Genomic DNA, 14,958 nt, shown 5'->3' with positions numbered 1-14,958 from the left:
GCGCGGCGCCGGTCTCAGACGAAGCCTCTCGTCGGCAGGGGCTTGCCGTACCAGAGTTCGATGAGGCGGGCGGCGATGGAGATGCCGTACGGGGGCAGGACCTCGCCGGACTCGAAGGCCAGGTCGAGTTCCTCGCGGGAGAACCAGCGGGCCTCGTGGATCTCGTCGCCGTCGACGTCGATGTCGGTCGAGGTGGCGCGCGCCATGAAGCCCAGCATGAGGCTGGAGGGGAAGGGCCAGGGCTGGCTGGCGACGTACTCGACCCGGCCGACGGCGATGCCGACCTCCTCGTGGACCTCCCGGCGCACCGACTGCTCGATGGATTCGCCGGGCTCGACGAAGCCCGCCAGCGTGGAGAAGCGGCCCTCGGGCCAGTGCACCTGGCGGCCGAGCAGAATGCGGTCCTCGTCGTCGGTGACGGCCATGATCACCGCGGGGTCGGTGCGCGGGTAGTGCTCGGCGCCGCAGGCCGGGCAGCGGCGGATGTGGCCGGCCGCGGCGATCACCGTGCGCTCGCCGCAACGGGAGCAGAAGCGGTGCAGGCGCTGCCAGTTCTCCAGGGCCACCGCGTGCACCATCAGGCCCGTGTCCCGGGGCGACAGCAGCAGCCCCGCCTCGCGCAGGCCCGCCGGGCGGGCGGACTGGTCCATCCGGCCGGGCAGCGAGTCCTTCTGGAGTGCGAAGTAGCTGACGCCGTCCGCGTCGGTGCCCAGGAAGTAGCGGTGCGCCTCGGTGAGGGGGGCCTCGAAGGAGGGGGTCATGACGAGCTCGGTGCGGCCGTCGGGCGTCTCGTCGATGAGCACCTGGCCGCCGGAGACCACGAAGCAGCGGGTCGAGGGGTGGCTCCATGCCGCGGCGAGCCACGCCTCGTCGAGCCGGTGGTGGGCGGCCCGGTCGATGCCGCTGGGCGCGGTGAGCGAGATGGGCCGGTCGGCGGTGTGGTCGGTCCAGGTGGTCACGAGTGCTTCCAACTCCCCCGGTGCAACGGTTGTTTTCGGCGGCGGTTCAGCGGGACGTACGACGGGCGGCGACCGGGTCCGGCGGGGCCTGGAGCCCGCGCGGCGGCACTTCCAGTGTGCCCCGCTCGGGCCACGGCCACGGCCCCGGCCGGCGGCCGTCCGTCAGGGGGCATCGCGCCAGTGCTCGGCGAGGTCGCCCCACAGGTACGCGCTGGTCTCGACGCCCTTGAGCAGGAGGTCGAGTTCGACCTTCTCGTTCGGGGCGTGCCAGCCGTCGGAGGGGACGGAGATGCCCAGGAAGAGGACGGGGGCGCCGAGGACCTCCTGGAGGTCCGCGGCCGGTCCGGAGCCGCCCTCACGGGTGAAACGGACGGGTTTGCCGAAGGCGCGGCCCATGGCGCGGACCACGGACTGCAGGGCCGGGTGGTCCAGGGGCGTCAGGCACGGGCGCGTGGCCGCGCCGAACACGACCTCCTGCCGGATCCCGTCGGGCACCTGCTCGGCGGCCCAATCGTGGACGGCCTTCTCGACGTGCCCGGGGTCCTGCCCCGCGACCAGGCGGAACGACAGCTTGACCAGGGCCGAGGAGGGGATGATCGTCTTGCTTCCGGGGCCCTGGTAGCCGCCGCCGATGCCGTTGACCTCGGCGGTGGGGCGGGCCCAGATGCGCTCCAGGGTGGTGTGACCCCGCTCCCCGTGGGTGGCGTACGACTTGGCGGTGCGCAGCCACCGCCGCTCGTCGAAGGGCAGCTCGGCGAAGAGTTCGCGCTCGCGGTCGGTGAGCTCGACGATGCCGTCGTAGAAGCCGGGGATCGCCACGCGCGCGTGCTCGTCGTGCAGGGCGGCGACGAGGCGGGCGGCGGCCGTCGCCGGGTTGGGCACGGCGCCGCCGAAGGAGCCGGAGTGGATGTCCTGGTCGGGACCGGACAGCCGGATCTCGCACTCGGCCAGGCCCCGCATGCCGGTGCACACCGTGGGGGTGTCCTCGGACCACATTCCGGTATCGGAGACGATCACCGCGTCGGCCGTCAGCCGGTCCGCGTGGCTCTCGGCGAGCGCGCGGAAGTGCGGGGAGCCGGACTCCTCCTCACCCTCGATCAGCAGCTTGAGGTTGACGGCCGGGGTGGTGCGGCCGGTGGCGGCGAGGTGGGCGCGGACGCCGAGTGTGTGGAAGAACACCTGGCCCTTGTCGTCGGCCGCCCCGCGCGCGTAGAGGCGGTTGCCGCGGACGACGGGCTCGAAGGGCTCGCTGTCCCAGCCGTCCTCGCGGGCGGCCGGCTGGACGTCGTGGTGACCGTAGACGAGGACGGTGGGGGCGCCGGGGTCGTCGGAGGGCCACTCGGCGAAGACGGCGGGGGCGCCGGGGGTCTGCCAGACCTCGGTGGTGGTGAAGCCGGTCTCCTTGAGCTTGGCGGCGAGCCAGTCGGCGCTGCGCCGTACGTCGGGAGCGTGGTCGGGCTGGGCCGACACGGAGGGGATGCGCAGCCACTCGGTGAGGTCGTCGAGGAAGGCGGTGCGGTGCTGCTCGATGTACGTGCGGACGGCGCTGTCCGGGGTCTGGCTCATGCTCCCGAGCCTAGCGGCACTCGGTGCCATCCTGTTCGGGCGGTGCGTCACACCGCGGCCGGTGCCGGGGCTCCTGGAGCAGCAGCCGCTCCAGGGCGGCCCGGTCCGGCAGTGCCCGCGGCCGTACGACCTCGCCACTGCGCACGTACAGGAACGCCGCCGTGACGCGTTCCAGGGGTACGCCCTGCTGCTCCGCCCAGGCCAGCCGGTACACGGCCAGCTGGAGGGGGTCGGCGGTGCGCGCCCGGCCGGTCTTCCAGTCCACGATCTCGTACGTCGTCCCGGCGCCGTCGCCCTCCCGGTAGACGGCGTCGATCCGGCCCCGCACGACGCGTCCGGCGATCTCCAGCTGGAAGGGGGCCTCGACGCGGTGGGGCGTGCGGTGGGCGTACTCGGTGCGCTCGAAGGCGTCCTTGAGGGCTTCCAGGTCGTGCTCGTCGTCGATCTCGGCGTCGGTGCCTGGCAGTTCGCCGGGCTCCAGCATGGGCAGCGTCAGCTCTTCGAAGCGGGTCTCCACCCAGGCGTGGAAACGGGTGCCCTGACGTGCGGCGGGTTGCGGGGGGCGCGGCATGGGGCGCGCGAGTTCCGCCGCGAACCCGTCCGGGTCCGCGGCCAGGCGCAGCAGCTGCGACGCGGTCAGCGTCGTCGGCAGGGGGACGTCGGTGACGCTCTGCCGGGCGCGCTGGAGCTCTCCGGTGAGTGCGTCGAGGTCGCGGTCCCAGGAGGCGGCGATGCGGGCCTCCTCGGGGGTGAGCGGCTCGGGTTCGGCGTCCCTGGGGTGGTGCCGTGCGGGCGGCGCAGCGGAGGGCGGTGGCGGTGCGGTCGCCTGGTGCGGGATCTTGGGGCGCTCGCTCGTCCACTCCTCCCAGTCCGCCGGGTCCTCGGCAAAGGGATCGCTCTCGTCGTAGGGCGGTTCGTCGTCCTTCGGTGGCGGGGGCCAGTCCGGGTCGTCGTGGGAGTCCGGGTCGTGCCTGACCGCCGGGTGGCCTTCCGGGCGGGTGGCGAGGTCCTCCAGGTGGGCGAGGACGGTCGCGGCGGCCGCGCGGCGGCGGGCCAGGGCTGCCTCGTCCAGGGGCAGGGGCCAGATCCGGTCGGCGCCGGCCCGGTGCAGGGCCGGGTTCACCTCGCCCTCCTCGGGTTCGTCCGCCCAGGCCTCGATCTCGCCGTGTCCGGCGGCGCAGTGGTCGTGGAGGGCCCGGAGGAAGGCGGACGGGCCGCGGGGCTTCTTCTGGCTCGGGCCCCACCAGTGGCCGGAGCCGAGGAGCAGGGAGCGGGGGCGGGTGAAGGTGACGTAGCCGAGGCGGAGTTCCTCGGTGTGCTGGTGGTCCTTCATGGCCTCGTGGAAGGCCTTCATGCCGCGGGAGTCCCAGGCGCCGACATCGGGGAGGGTGTCGGCGTCGCCGCGCAGCTCGTGCGGGAGCACCTTGGCCTGGGCGGTCCACTTCTCGCGGCCCTGGCCGCTCGGGAAGGTGCCGGTGACCAGGCCGGGAACCGCGACGACGTCCCACTCCAGGCCCTTGGACCTGTGCGCCGTGAGCACCTTGACGGTGTTCTCGCCGCCGGGCAGCGCGTTGTCGAGGCCCTTCTCGTACTGGGCGGCGGTGCGCAGGAAGCCGAGGAAGGCCAGCAGGGTCGCCTCGCTCTCGTTGGTGGCGAACACGGCGGCCACGTCCAGGAAGTTCGACAGGGTCTCGCGGCGGCGGGCGGCCAGGGCGTGCGGGGACGCCGACAGCTCCACTTCCAGTCCGGTGACCGCGAGGACGCGGTACAGGACGTCCATCAGCGGGTCGGACAGCGATCGGCGCAGGTCGCGCAGTTCGGCGGCGAGCCGGGCGAACCGCACGCGCGCGTCCGGCGAGAACGGCAGCCCGTCGTCGTCCCCGTGGCCGTCGAGCGGGGTCTCCAGGAAGGTGTCGAGGGCGTCCGCGAGCGAGATCACCTCGGCCGGGTCGACACCCTCGACGGCTTCGGCGAGCCGGCGGTCCGGGTCGTCGTCGGCGTCCATGCGCGCGTGCGCGACGAGCAGCCGTGCCCGGCGCCCGAGGAGCGCGAGGTCGCGCGGGCCGATGCGCCAGCGGGGGCCGGTCAGCAGCCGCACCAGGGAGGCGTTGGCGCCGGGGTCCTGCAGGACCTCGCAGACGGCGACGAGGTCGGCGACCTCCGGCAGGTGCAGCAGCCCGGACAGGCCGACCACCTCGACCGGGACGTCAAGGGCGACGAGCGCGCCCTGGATCTCGGCGAAGTCGGTCGCCGTACGGCACAGGACGGCGATCTCGCCGGGTGCCTTTCCGGTCCGTACGAGGTGGGCGATCGAGTCGGCGATCCACCCGATCTCCTCGGCGTGGGTGGGCAGCAGCGCGCAGCGCACCAGTCCGTCGCGTTCGGCGCCGGGGGCCGGCCGGAGGGCCTCCACGCCCGCGTGCATGGCGCGCAGGGGCTCGGCGAGGCCGTTGGCCAGGTCGAGGAGACGGCCGCCGCTGCGCCGGTTCTCGCTGAGCGCCTGGCGGGTGGCGGGCCGGCCGTCGGCGTGCGCGAAGTGCTCGGGGAAGTCGTCGAGGTTGGCGACGGAGGCGCCGCGCCAGCCGTAGATCGCCTGGCAGGGGTCGCCGACGGCGGTCACCGGATGGCCGGTGCCGCCGCCGAAGAGGCCGGCCAGCAGGATGCGCTGGGCGACCGAGGTGTCCTGGTACTCGTCGAGAAGGACCACCCGGAACTCCTCGCGCAGGATGCGGCCCACCTCGGGCAGCTGGGCCAGTTGTGCGGCGAGGGCGATCTGGTCGCCGAAGTCCAGCAGGTCGCGCTCGCGTTTGGCGGCCCGGTAGCGGAGCACCAGCTCGGCCAGTTCGCGCCGGGCGGCGGCCGTCTCGGGGACCTTGCGCAGATCGGCGTTGCTGAGCTTGCCGCCTTGCAGGGTCAGCAGCAGTTCGGCGTCCCAGGCGCGCAGCCGCTCGGGGCGTACGAGGTGTTCGGCGAGCTCGGCGTCGAGGGTCAGCAGGTCGCTGACCAGGTCGGGGAAGGAGCGGGTCAGCGCCGGGTAGGGGCCCGGGGCCTCGCGCAGCACCCGCGCGGCGAGCTGGTGGCGGGTGGCGTCGGCGAGCAGCCGGGAGGTGGGTTCCAGGCCGATGCGCAGGCCGTGATCGGTCAGGAGGCGGCCGGCGAAGGCGTGGTAGGTGGAGATCACCGGCTCGCCCGGCGGGTTGTCCGGGTCGATGGCGTCGGGGTCGGTGACGCCCGCCCGGACCAGTGCCGTGCGGACGCGCTCGGCGAGCTCGCCGGCGGCCTTGTTGGTGAAGGTCAGGCCGAGGACCTGCTCGGGGGCGACCCGGCCGGTGCCGACCAGCCACACCACACGGGCCGCCATCACGGTCGTCTTGCCGGACCCGGCGCCGGCCACGATCACCTGCGGGGCGGGCGGCGCGATGATGCAGGCCGTCTGCTCCGGGGTGAACGGAATCCCGAGGAGCTCCTTGAGCTGCTCGGGATCGGTGATACGGGCGGGCACGTCGAAGAGGCTAGCGGCGGGCACCGACAACGGATGCCGGATCGCCTGCCGGGCCGACAGAAGCGCAGGTCAGCCCAGATGGTGCCGTTCATCACGCACGTCACCGACATCGGTCACTCGACGACGTGCCGTCCCTCCGGCCGCGCGCTGCAAGAGGCTCGGAAGGCACAGTGCGCGCAGTGCTGCCCGGCGGTCGGCGTGAACCGTTCGTCGAGGACCTTCCCGGCCGCGGTGGCCAGCAGGTCGCCGACCCACTCCCCCTCCAGCGGCTCCTGGGCCTGCACCTTGGGGAGGCCGTCGCCGCCGTCCCGCTTGGCCGCGCCCTGGCGCAGCTGGACGAGTTCGGCGCCGCCCGGCTCGGGGCGGATCCCGTCGAAGGCCTCGTCGACGGCGCCCTCGCGGACGGCGAGCTGGTAGACGGCCAGCTGCGGATGGCGGGCCACCTCGGCGGCGGTGGGCGCCTGCTTGCCGGTCTTGAAGTCGACGACGTAGGCGCGGCCCTCGGCGTCGGCCTCCACACGGTCCATGGAGCCGCGGATGCGCACCTGGTAGTCGCCGGCCTCCAGGGTCACGTCGAAGTCGTGCTCGCTGGCCACCGGGGTACGGCCGGTGCGTTCCAGGACGTGCCACTGCAGGAAGCGTTCGAGCGCCACGCGCGCGTTCTCCTTCTCCTGCGCCGACTTCCACGGCGCGTCGAAGGCCAGCGCGTTCCACACCGTCTCCAGGCGCTCCATGAGGACCGCGAGGTCGGCGGGCGCGCGCCGGGAGGCGACCTCGTCGGCCAGGACGTGCACCACGTTGCCGAAGCCCTGGGCGGCGGTGGCGGGGACGTCGGCCTTCACCTCACGGCCGAGGAACCACTGCAGCGCGCAGGTGTTGGCGAGCTGGTCGAGGGCGCTTCCGGACAGCACCACGGGCTGGTCGCGGTCCCGCAGCGGCACCTTGCTCTCGGTCGGCTCGGCCATGCCCCACCAGCGGTAGGGGTGCGCCGAGGGCACCAGCGGGCGCCCCTCGTCGTCGGCGAGCGACGCCAGCCGGGCCAGCCGGTGCGCGGCGGCCTCCCTGAGCGTGTCGGACACGCGCGGGTCGACGGTGGTGGCACGCAACTCGGCGACCAGGGCCGCGACGGACAGCGGGCGGCGCGGGCGGCCGGTGACGTCCTTGGGTTCGACGCCGAGTTCGGTGAGGAAGCGGGAGGGCTGGTCGCCGTCGTCCGCGGGGGCCTTCACCGCGGTGACGACGAGGCGTTCACGCGCGCGCGTGGCGGCCACGTAGAACAGGCGGCGCTCCTCCGTCAGCAGCGCACCCGGGGTGAGCGGCTCGGCGAGTCCGTCGCGGCCGATGCGGTCGGCCTCCAGCAGGGAACCGCGGCGGCGCAGGTCCGGCCAGAGTCCCTCCTGGACGCCCGCGACGACCACCAGGCGCCACTGGAGCCCCTTGGAGCGGTGCGCCGTCATCAGGCGTACGGCGTCGGGGTGTACGGCGCGCCGTGTCAGCGTGTCGGCGGCGATGTCCTCCGCCTCGATCTCCTCCAGGAAGTTGAGGGCGCCGCGGCCACCGGTGCGTTCCTCCGCTCGTGCGGCGGTCGCGAACAGCGCGCACATCGCGTCCAGGTCCCGGTCCGCGTTACGCCCCGCGGCGCCGCCGCGCCGCGCGGTCCGCTCCAGGCGCGCGGGCCACGGCGTGCCTTCCCACAGGTCCCACAGCGCCTCCTCGGCCGTGCCGCCGTCGGCCAGACGCTGCCGGGCCCTGGCGAGCAGCGCGCCGAGACGCTGGGCGCCGCGCGCGTACGTGGGGTCGTGGGCGACGAGGCGCTCCGGTTCCGCCAGGGCCCGCGCGAGGAGCTCGTCCGAGGGTGGCGGCAGGGGGTTGCCCGCGGCCCGCTCCTCCTCGCGCAGGGCGCGGCCCAGGCGGCGCAGGTCGGCGGTGTCCATGCCGGCCAGCGGCGAGGCGAGGAGGGTGAGGGCGGTTTCGGTCTCGAGCCAGCAGGCGTCCGCGTCCGGGGTGTGCTCCGGGGTCTCCCCCGGGGGCTCCACAGACTCACCTCCGGGCTGCGCTTCCGGCTCGCTTTCGCGCTCTTCCGGCTCGCTTTCGCGCTCTTCCGGCTGGTCTTCCGGCTCGCCCTCAGGCTGCTCTTCCGGCTCGCCTTCAGGCTGCTCTTCGGGCCTCTCCTGCGGCTCCTCGGCGGCCGTCCCCTCCTCCGGGCGCCGGGCCGCTTCCGCTGTCGCCACCGCGCGCAGGGCCGTCAGCAGCGGGGCGACCGCGGGTTCGTGACGCAGCGGCACCTCGTCGCCGTCGACGTCCAGTGGCACACCGGCGGCCGTCAGGGCGCGGCGGAGGGTCGGGATGCTGCGGGCGCCGGCGCGCACCAGGACGGCCATCTCGCTCCACGGGACACCGTCCTCCAGGTGGGCCCGGCGCAGGATGTCGGCGATGTTGTCCACCTCGGTGCCCGGCGTCGGGTAGGTGTGGACCTCGACGCGGCCGCCGTCCCGTACCGGGGTCAGCTCCCGGTGGGCGCGCACCCTTTCGGCCGGCAGGCGGGTCAGCGGCATGCGCCGGGTCAGCAGGCGGGTCGCGGCCAGCAGCGCGGCGCCGGAGCGGCGGGAGACGCGCAGGACCTCGACGGGCGCGGGCCGGCCGTCCGCGCGGGGGAACGTCTGCGGGAACTGGAGGACGCCGTTCACGTCGGCGCCCCGGAACGCGTAGATCGACTGGTCGGGGTCGCCGAAGGCCAGCAGCGTGCGGCCGCCCCCGGCCAGGGCGTGCAGCAGCCGCACCTGGGCGGGATCGGTGTCCTGGTACTCGTCGACGTAGACCGCGTCGTACTGCGCGGCGAGCCGCCAGGCGACCTCCGGGCGACGGGCGAGCAGCACCGCGCGGTGGACCAGTTCGGCGTAGTCGAGCACGCCCTGCAGGTCGAGGACGTCGAGGTATTCGGCGAGGAAGGTGGCCGCGGCCTGCCAGTCGGGGCGGCCGATGCGGCGCGCGAAGGACGCCAGGGCGTCGGGTCCCAGGCCCAGCTCACGGCTGCGGGCCAGGACCGCACGGACCTCGTCGGCGAAGCCGCGGGTGGTCAGGCAGGCGCGCAGCTCGTCCGGCCAGCGCACGTGCGCGAGGCCCAGCCGCTCCAGGTCGACCTGGCCCGCGAGCAGCCCGCGGACGGTCACGTCCTGTTCGGGGCCGGACAGCAGCCGCAGCGGTTCCACGAACAGGCCGCTGTCCTGGTGGGCGCGGACCAGGGCGTAGCAGAACGAGTGGAAGGTGGTGGCGCGGGGCGCACGGGCCGCCCCGGTGCGCAGCGCCATGCGGTCGCGCAGTTCGACGGCCGCCTTGCGGCTGAACGTCAGCACCAGGATCCGCTCGGGGTCGCCGCCGCGGGCGATCCGCGCGGCCACGGACTCGACCAGCGTGGTGGTCTTGCCGGTGCCGGGACCCGCGAGGACGAGCAGCGGGCCGGACTCGTGGTCAACCACAGCGCGCTGTTCTGCGTCCAGACGAGGGGGATCCGGCCTGGCCGGCGGGGTGCGCACCAGCCGGTAGGCGCCACGGTTCCCCGGTCGCACCTGGGGGTGCGGCAGGCGCCTGGTGAAGGAAGAGGAGCTCACGTGGTTCGCCGGTCCTGGTGGGTGTTCTGGGGTCTGTCACGGGCGGTGCGGGGCGCCGTCGTGGAGGGGGCGGACCGCCTGAGGGGAAGGGCGGTGGCTGCGGGGTGAGGGGGGCACGTGGAGCCGACGTTACGCCGGCGCCGGGGGCGGAAGCAGTGCTTCCCCTTCTTCCCGCCGTCACCTGCCGACGCTGCCGTCACGTGTGTCCCTCGACGCACGAACGTACGGCATGCCACGGACGTGCCCCGATTCCCCCGTACGGGCCACGAGCTCCCCATGGCACCGCCGGATGGCGGAAGCTGTCAGGTGTGACCCTGCGCACGTTCGCCGCCGTCCCACCGGGCGCGCCTCATGTCCAGGCGCGGCAGGTGGCCCTCGGCGGTCCTGGCCGCCTCCTTCAGGGGCGTGCCCTCGGTGCGGTACCGGGCGAGGGCGCTCAGCTCGTGGCCCGGGAGCAGGACTCCGTCGGCGCGTACGACCCGCCACCACGGGACCGCTCCGCCGTAGAGGGACATCACCCGGCCGACCTGGCGCGGTCCGCCCTCCTCCAGCCACTCGGCGACGTCGCCGTACGTCATGACGCGCCCCGGCGGGATCAGTTCCGCGACCTCGAGGACCCGCTCGGCGTACTCCGGCAGCGCGTCAGGAGGTGCCGCGGGGCCGTCGTCCGGAAGGCTCACTTCGCTCATCCGCCCCATCCTGCCCCACGCCACCGACAGTGTGACGCGCACGTGGCGGGGCGTGGCCCTCGCACCCGCGCGGCGCTTCCGGCAGACTGTGCGCCCCCGTATATGCACCCTGATGCCCCTGTGTGTCGGTGGGGCATGCCACCATCGTGCGGGCGGTGACCGGTGATTCGAGACCAAGAAGAGACCATGAAACAGCAGGGTGTTCACCCCGACGACGCGGAGGGCACCTCTGGGGTTTCGTCGCGCCCCGGCACCGGCGAGGCGGGCGGCAAGGACCATGCGGACGCCACCGGTCGAGAGCCCGGCAACAAGGCTGCGGCGGCTCAGAAGAAGGCGGAGAAGAAGGGCGAGGAGAGCGCCGATGTGACGCACATCGACGAGCTCGAGGGCGACGAACCGCTGCTCCCCGCGCGCGTGCACCGTCCCTCCGACCTGATGCGGCTGCTGGTGGGTGTGCTCGGCATCGTCGTACTGCTGGCCATCGCCGCGTTCGCGCACGGCACCACCTCCGGGCTCGAACAGGACATCAACAAGGGCACCGGGCAGGCCCCCGACCTGCTCATCAAGATCGCCGGGCTGGCGTCCAGCATCGCGATCCTGCTGGTACCGGTCGCGTTCGCGATCGAGCGGCTGATCAAGCGGGACGGGCTGCGGATCGCCGACGGCGTGCTGGCGGCGGTCCTCGCACACGGGGTGACGCTCGCCACCGACCTGTGGGTCGCCAAGGCCGCTCCGCCCTCCATCCAGGATGCGCTCACCCAGCCCTCCCCCGGCGACATCCATGCACTGACCGACCCGGTGCACGGCTACCTCGCCCCGGTCATCGCCTATATGACGGCCGTCGGCATGTCCCGCAGACCGCGCTGGCGCGCGGTGCTCTGGATCGTGCTGCTGCTCGACGCCTTCTCGATGCTGGTCACCGGCTACACAACGCCGTTCTCGATCATCCTCACCGTGCTGATCGGCTGGACCGTCGCCTACGGCACGCTGTACGCGGTCGGCTCGCCGAACGTCCGGCCCACGGGACGGACCCTGATGGCGGGACTGCGGACGGTGGGCTTCCACCCGGTGAGCGCGGCCCGTGAGGAGACGGCGGAGACCACGGACACCGGCGACCGGGGACGCCGCTACTTCGTCACCCTGGAGGACGGCCCGCCGCTGGACGTCACGGTCGTCGACCGCGAGCAGCAGGCGCAGGGCTTCTTCTACCGGGTGTGGCGCAACCTCACGCTGCGCGGCTTCGCCACCCGCAGCAGCCTGCAGTCGCTGCGCCAGGCCCTGGAGCAGGAGGCGCTGCTCGCCTACGCGGCCATCGCGGCCGGCGCCAACGCGCCCAAGCTGATCGCGACCTCCGAGCTGGGTCCGGACGCCGTGATGCTCGTCTACGAGCACACCGGCGGGCGCACGCTCGACTCGCTGGCGGACGAGGAGATCACAGACGAGCTGCTGCGCCACACCTGGCACCAGGTGCGGGCCCTGCAGTCGCGGCGCATCGCGCACCGAAGGCTGGCGGGTGACGCGATTGTGGTGGATCGTTCCGGCAGGGTGATCCTCACCGATCTGCGCGGCGGCGAGATCGCGGCCGGCGATCTGCTGCTGCGGATGGACATCGCCCAGCTGGTGACGACGCTCGGCCTCAGGGCGGGTGCCGAACGCGCCGTGGACTCCGCGCTCGAGGTCCTCGGTCCGGACGCGGTCGCCGACTGCCTGCCCATGCTGCAGCCCATCGCGCTGACCCGCTCCACCCGCGCGACCCTGCGCAGACTGGGCCGGGAGCGGGCCCAGCGGGAGCGCGAGGCCGTGCTGGAGGCGTCGCGGCAGGCCAAGCAGGCCCGCCTGGAGCAGGCCGAGAGCGACGCCGGGCCGGTCACGCTCGACAAGCCCGATAGATCCGACAGGACGGATAAAAAGGACAAGAAGGCCGAGCGTGCCGAGGCGCGGGCGGAGAAGCGGGCCATCGACGAGGCCCTGGACGAGGCCCGCGAGGAGGACCTGCTCACACAGATCCGCCACCAGGTGCTGCGGATCAGGCCACAGGCGCCGGTCGAGCCGGCCCGGCTGGAACGGGTGCGGCCGCGCACGCTGATCAGCTTCATCGCGGGCGCCATCGGCGCCTACTACCTGCTGACCCAGCTCACCCACATCGAGTTCGGCACGCTGTTCGCCCACGCCCAGTGGGGCTGGGTGGTGGCGGCGGTGCTGTTCTCGGCACTCAGCTATGTCGCGGCGGCCATGGCGCTGCTGGGATTCGTGCCGGAGCGAGTGCCGTTCGTGCGGACCGTGGCGGCGCAGGTCGCCGGCTCGTTCGTGAAGATCGTGGCACCGCCCGCGGTCGGCGGTGTGGCCCTCAACACGCGTTTCCTGCAGCGGGCGGGGGTGCGGCCGGGGCTCGCGGTGGCGAGTGTGGGCGCGTCGCAGCTGTTCGGGCTCGGCTGCCACATCCTGATGCTGCTGTCCTTCGGCTATCTGACCGGGACCGAGAAGACCCCGTCGCTGTCGCCGTCCCGCACGGTCATCGCGGGTCTGCTGACGGTCGCGGTGCTCGTGCTGGTGGTCACCTCGGTGCCGTTCCTGCGCAAGTTCGTCGTCACGCGCGTGCGCTCGCTCTTCGCGGGTGTCGTGCCGCGCATGCTGGACGTACTGCAGCGGCCGCAGAAGCTCGTCACCGGCATCGGCGGCATGCTGCTGCTGACCTTCTGCTTCGTGATGTGCCTGGACGCCTCGATCCGGGCCTTCGGCGACCACTCGGCCTCGCTGAGCATCGCCAGCGTCGCCGTCGTCTTCCTCGCCGGCAACGCGCTCGGCTCCGCCGCCCCGACGCCGGGCGGTGTGGGTGCGGTCGAGGCGACCCTCACGGTCGGTCTGATCGCCGTGGGCCTGCCCAAGGAAGTGGCCGCGCCCGCGGTGCTGATGTTCCGCCTGCTGACGCTGTGGCTGCCGGTGCTGCCGGGCTGGCTGGCCTTCAACCAGCTGACCCGCAAGGGCGCGCTGTAGGCGGCGGACCGCGGGTACCCCGGACGGCTCGCGCCCCGCGCGGGAGGCCGCCCGCGGGGCGACGATGGAGGCATGCACACCCCCCGCGGGCTGCGTGCCGCCGCCCTGACCGCAACCGCCGTCCTGCTGTCCGCCACACTGGCGGGCTGCGGTGGCGGTGGCAGCGCCCCCAAGGACGGGGATCTGACGGCCCAGAAGCTGGACTGGAAGGACTGCCCGGCCCCGTCCGCGTCGGAGGGCGGCGGTGGAACGCCGTCGCCGCTGCCGAACGGCGGCAAGTGGCAGTGCGCCACCATGAAGGCCCCCTTGGACTGGAGCAAGCCCAAGGGCGACACGATCGGCCTCGCGCTGATCCGTGCGAAGGCGAGCGGACCCGGTGAGCGCATCGGCTCGCTGATCTTCAACTTCGGCGGCCCGGGCGGCTCCGGCGTCAGCACCCTGCCCGCGGTCGCCCAGGACTACGAAAAGCTCCGCACCCGCTACGACCTGGTGAGCTTCGATCCGCGCGGGGTGGGCCGCAGTTCGGGCGTGGAGTGCGAGAGCGACGCGCAGCTCGACCAGTACTTCCAGCAGGACGCGACGCCCGACGACTCGGCCGAGCGCAGCACGTTCCTGAACAACACCAAGCAGTTCAACGCGGCCTGCGAGAAGAACTCCACGAGGGTCCTGCCGCATGTGCGCACCACCGACGCGGCCCGCGACATGGACCTCATGCGCCAGGTCCTCGGCGATCCCAGGCTCTACTACTTCGGAATCTCCTACGGCACCGAACTCGGGGGCGTCTACGCCCATCTGTTCCCGGGGCACGTGGGCCGCGCCGTGCTGGACGCGGTCGTCGACCCCACGCAGAACCCCGAGCAGAGCTCGCTCGGCCAGGCCAAGGGCTTCCAGCTCGCCCTCGACAACTTCGCGAAGGACTGCGTCTCGAAGTCCACCAAGTGCCCGGTCGGCAGTTCCGCCCAGGATGTCGAGAACCGCATCGCGACGCTGCTCAAGAACCTCGACAGCAAGCCGATCCCGGGTATCTTCCCGCGCCGGCTGACCCAGTCGGCCGCGACCAACGGCATCGCCCAGGCCCTGTACTCCAAGGAGCTCTGGCCGCCCCTCACCGAGGGGCTGCAGCAGGCCTACGCCGGTGACGGCAAGATCCTCATGCTGCTGTCCGACGCGATGAACGGCCGCAGCGAGAACGGCGAGTACAGCAACATCGCCGCTGCGAACGTCGCGATCAACTGCTCCGACGAGAAGCCACGGTACGACACCGCCTATGTGGAGCAGAAGCTGCCCGAGTTCAGGGCCGCCTCCCCGCTGTTCGGGGACTTCCTGGCCTGGGGCATGCTCAGCTGCGCCGACTGGGCCGTGCCGGGCGCCGCCGACCATCCGGACGTCCATGCGCCCGGTTCGGCGCCGATCCTGGTCGTGGGCAACACCGGCGATCCGGCGACGCCGTACGAGGGCGCGAAGAAGATGGTGGACGCGCTGGGCAAGGGCGTCGCCGTCGAGCTCACCTACCACGGCCAGGGGCACGGCGCCTACGACAGCAAGAACAAGTGCGTGCAGAACGCGGTGAACGGCTACCTCCTCGACGGGAAGGTGCCCGCGGCCGGGACCGTCTGCAGCTAGCGGGACGGCGTGCACGG

At 73.3% G+C, this 14,958-nt stretch carries 7 protein-coding genes; 2 read left to right on the top strand and 5 right to left on the bottom strand.

Features of this window, described 5'->3' with window-relative positions; translation table 11 throughout:
- Nucleotides 1-14: 14 nt before the first annotated feature.
- The 5 genes from nudC to ACH4UM_RS03500 all read right to left on the bottom strand — a co-directional run bounded on the left by nudC (nt 15) and on the right by ACH4UM_RS03500 (nt 10,324).
- Entirely contained in the window at nt 15-959 is a 945-nt protein-coding gene (gene nudC / locus ACH4UM_RS03520) for an NAD(+) diphosphatase (protein ID WP_398173048.1), read from the bottom strand.
- Nucleotides 960-1,121: 162 nt separating this feature from the next.
- The gene (locus ACH4UM_RS03515; RefSeq protein ID WP_398173046.1) at nt 1,122-2,525 is read right to left on the bottom strand and encodes a dipeptidase; all 1,404 of its coding nucleotides are present in this window, start codon (nt 2,523-2,525) and stop codon (nt 1,122-1,124) included.
- 10 nt (nt 2,526-2,535) lie between these two features.
- Nucleotides 2,536-6,027, bottom strand: a complete 3,492-nt coding sequence (locus tag ACH4UM_RS03510) for an ATP-dependent DNA helicase (RefSeq protein WP_398173044.1) — start codon at nt 6,025-6,027, stop codon at nt 2,536-2,538.
- Between the two features lie 113 nt (nt 6,028-6,140).
- A complete protein-coding gene (locus ACH4UM_RS03505) occupies nt 6,141-9,635 on the bottom strand; it encodes an ATP-dependent helicase (RefSeq protein WP_398173042.1) in 3,495 nt (1,164 codons plus the stop codon).
- Nucleotides 9,636-9,937: 302 nt separating this feature from the next.
- Complete coding sequence (locus ACH4UM_RS03500) at nt 9,938-10,324, bottom strand: MGMT family protein (RefSeq protein WP_398173040.1); 387 nt, start codon at nt 10,322-10,324, stop codon at nt 9,938-9,940.
- Nucleotides 10,325-10,510: 186 nt separating this feature from the next.
- Here ACH4UM_RS03500 and ACH4UM_RS03495 point away from each other — a divergent pair, with 186 nt between their 5' ends.
- Nucleotides 10,511-13,318 (top strand): lysylphosphatidylglycerol synthase domain-containing protein, encoded by a 2,808-nt coding sequence (locus ACH4UM_RS03495; RefSeq protein ID WP_398173038.1) that lies wholly within the window; start codon nt 10,511-10,513, stop codon nt 13,316-13,318.
- 72 nt (nt 13,319-13,390) lie between these two features.
- Nucleotides 13,391-14,941 (top strand): alpha/beta hydrolase, encoded by a 1,551-nt coding sequence (locus ACH4UM_RS03490; protein WP_398173036.1) that lies wholly within the window; start codon nt 13,391-13,393, stop codon nt 14,939-14,941.
- The last annotated feature ends 17 nt before the right edge of the window (nt 14,942-14,958 follow it).

Origin of the sequence: Streptomyces sp. NPDC020801, assembly GCF_044334385.1 — a bacterium.
Classification (GTDB): Bacteria; Actinomycetota; Actinomycetes; order Streptomycetales; family Streptomycetaceae; genus Streptomyces.
This window is presented reverse-complemented; position numbering and strand designations above follow the sequence as displayed.

Excerpts from the sequence above, each read along its gene's own strand:
- ACH4UM_RS03490 (WP_398173036.1), top strand. The coding sequence starts at position 13,391 with ATGCACACCCCCCGCGGGCTGCGTGCCGCCGCCCTGACCGCAACCGCC.
- ACH4UM_RS03515 (WP_398173046.1), bottom strand. The coding sequence starts at position 2,525 with ATGAGCCAGACCCCGGACAGCGCCGTCCGCACGTACATCGAGCAGCAC.
- ACH4UM_RS03500 (WP_398173040.1), bottom strand. The coding sequence starts at position 10,324 with ATGAGCGAAGTGAGCCTTCCGGACGACGGCCCCGCGGCACCTCCTGAC.
- ACH4UM_RS03495 (WP_398173038.1), top strand. The coding sequence starts at position 10,511 with ATGAAACAGCAGGGTGTTCACCCCGACGACGCGGAGGGCACCTCTGGG.